Annotated in this window: 3 protein-coding genes; 2 read left to right on the plus strand and 1 reads right to left on the minus strand. The window is 63.2% G+C overall.

The window, feature by feature from the left end; translation table 11 throughout:
• The coding region (locus IT540_RS11590) for a hypothetical protein (protein WP_291177597.1) at positions 1–528 on the minus strand (528 nt) is incomplete at its 3' end.
• Positions 529–763: 235 nt separating this feature from the next.
• On the opposite strand from IT540_RS11590, the gene IT540_RS11595 reads away from it, so the two are divergent.
• The gene (locus tag IT540_RS11595; protein WP_291177601.1) at positions 764–2401 is read left to right on the plus strand and encodes a peptide chain release factor 3; all 1638 of its coding nucleotides are present in this window, start codon (positions 764–766) and stop codon (positions 2399–2401) included.
• 23 nt (positions 2402–2424) lie between these two features.
• Positions 2425–2817, plus strand: a 393-nt coding sequence (locus tag IT540_RS11600; RefSeq protein WP_291177598.1) for an endonuclease/exonuclease/phosphatase family protein, incomplete at its 3' end; no start/stop codon positions are given.

A 2817-nucleotide genomic window follows, 5' to 3' on the forward strand; every position in this document is an offset into this window, starting at 1 on the left:
CCGCTGCGTCTGGAACAGCCCCGCGGGCGCACCATTGTATTCGTCGCGATACTTGTTGCGCTGGTTGCGCGCCGCCTCGAGGCAGGCAGGCCGTGCCAGCAGCTCCTTGCGAACAGCAGCCAGATCCTCGGCCGAGTATTCGTAGACAGTGACGTCGGTCATGGAAATGACGACGCTGTTGACAAGGTTCGCGCCGAAATCTGCATTGAGTACGTTGACGACGGTGGCTCCGGCGCTGAACTGGAAGCCGGACTGTGAAAAGAAGCCCGTGGAGATGAGCTTATCTCTCAGGATATTTTCGTCTTTTTCGATGTCGATCTTGTTGCGGCAGATCAGCTCGACTTTCAGGACGCCATTGAAATTGTAGCCCCGGACAATGGACCCCGGCGTGAAATACTTCGCGGTCGGTGAGATGCGGTAGACAGAATATTGATTGAAAGCAAGGTCTTGGATCTGCGCAACGGCAGAGCCCGCGCCGAGGCAGATACCCGCGGCAGCCAACGAACCAGCGATCGACGACAAACGCACGAGCAGCCCCCACGCCACCAACTTCGAGCCGGAAACTAGACCTCGCGGCGGGGCGGGGCAACGAAGGGCGGGTCGAAAGCACCCCGACTGCGTTGAATTGGCAACACTCCCTGTGCACTACGTCACCCCTCAAGTCTGGTGCAACGGCAATGCATTCGGCTCGCGCTGGGCGCGAACAGTGGTAAGAGGGGCCAGATTGACGAGGATGCCTCCCGTGGACGACGTAAAGCTCGACATGTCCGATACCGCCGAGGTGTCGCAGCCAGCCAAGGCCGCGGCACCAAATACCGCAGGTGGTCTCGCCGGTGAGATTGCTCGGCGCCGCACGTTCGCGATCATTTCGCATCCGGACGCCGGTAAGACGACGCTGACCGAAAAGCTCCTGCTGTTCGGCGGCGCAATTCAGCTCGCCGGCCAGGTGAAGGCCAAGAAGGACAAGCGCAATACGCGCTCGGACTGGATGGCGATCGAGCGTGCCCGCGGCATTTCGGTCGTCACCTCCGTGATGACCTTCGAGTATGCCGGCAGCGTCTTCAACCTGCTCGATACGCCGGGCCACGAGGACTTTGCGGACCAGACCTACCGGACGCTGACCGCCGTGGACAGCGCCATCATGGTGATCGACGCCGCAAAGGGCATCGAGCCTCGAACGCTCAAGCTGTTCGAGATCTGCCGGATGCGCGACATCCCGATCATCACCTTCGTCAACAAGATGGACCGCGAAAGCCGCGAGCCGCTCGAGATCGTCGACGAGGTCGCCGCCAAGCTGCAGCTCGAGACGGTGCCGCGCGTCTGGCCCATCGGCATGGGACGCACGTTCCGCGGCACCTACGATCTCGCCAATCCGCGCATCCGCCAGCCCGACAAGGACGACGAGGGCATCCCCGTCTCCGGCCCGTCCGACCCCCAGGTGACCGCGCTGCTCGAGGAGAGCATGGTCGAGAAGTGGCAGGAGGAGATCGAGCTGGTCGCGGGAACGAGCCCGGCGTTCGACGTCGATGCTTTCCAGCAGGGCATACAGACCCCGGTGTTCTTCGGCTCCGCGCTGAAGAACTTCGGCGTGCGCGATCTGCTCGATGCGCTGATCGCCTTCGCACCGCCGCCCAGGCCCCAGAAGGCTGCAACGCGCATCGTCGAGCCGTCGGAGCAGGCAATGGCCGGCATCGTGTTCAAGATCCAGGCGAACATGGATCCGAACCATCGCGACCGGATGGCCTTCATGCGGGTGTGCTCGGGCAAGCTCACGCGCGGCATGAAGGTCAAGCATGTGCGCACGGGCAAGACGATGGCATTGCAGGCGCCGCAGTTCTTCTTTGCCCAGGACCGGGCCGTGGCCGATGAGGCGTTTGCGGGTGACGTCGTCGGCATCCCTACCAAGGGGCAGCTTCGCATCGGCGATGCGCTGACCGAAGGGGAGGATCTGGCGTTCCTCGGCATTCCGAGTTTCGCGCCGGAGATTTTGCGGCGCGTGCGTCTCGATGATGCCATCCGCGCCAAGAAGCTGAAGGATGCGCTGCACGAGATGGCCGAGGAAGGCGTTGTGCAGTTGTTTTCGCCGGTGGACGGCACTCAGCCCGTCGTCGGCGTGATCGGCGCACTGCAGCTCGACGTGCTCGCTGACCGCCTGCAGAACGAATACAATCTGCCGATGGGCTTCGAGCAGGCGCCGTGCGAGGCGGTGCGCTGGATCAGCGCCGACAATCCGGCAGCGCTGAAGGGCTTCATCGACAAGAACAAGTCGTCGATCGCTCCCGATATCGACGGCGACCATGTCTATCTGGCCAACTCGACGTTCAACCTCCGATGGACGGCCGAAAAGAACCCCGAGATCAAATTCGACGACGTGAAGGCGATCTTCCAGGGGCAGGGTTGAGCACGGATCCATGGGCCCCGAACATGCGCGTGGCCACTTTCAACATCGAAAGCCTGGATGCGCCGGTCGCGCCACGCGCGGGCGTGTTGCGGCCGATGCTGGAGCGGCTCGATGCCGACATCGTGTGCCTGCAGGAAGTGAACGCGCAGCACGTGCCGGGTTCGCGTGATCGTGTTTTCGCGGCGCTCGATGAGCTGATGAAGGGCACGCGTTACGAGCAGTTCGATCGCGCCGCGACACATCTGACGGGGCGAGCCGGCCCCGCCGATGTGCACAACCTCGTGACGCTGTCGCGCTTTCCGATCCGCACGTCGCGGCAGATCCTGCACGACCTCGTCGCGCCGATCGAGACTCGTCTCGTGACTTCGGCTGCGGCGCAGACGGGAGAGATGCCGATCAAGTTCGATCGCCCGGCG

Source organism: Hyphomicrobium sp., from assembly GCF_020852195.1.
GTDB lineage: Bacteria > Pseudomonadota > Alphaproteobacteria > Rhizobiales > Hyphomicrobiaceae > Hyphomicrobium_C.

Bases quoted from the DNA above. Each gene is read 5' to 3' on its own strand.
- IT540_RS11595 (WP_291177601.1), top strand. From the start codon at position 764: ATGTCCGATACCGCCGAGGTGTCGCAGCCAGCCAAGGCCGCGGCACCA.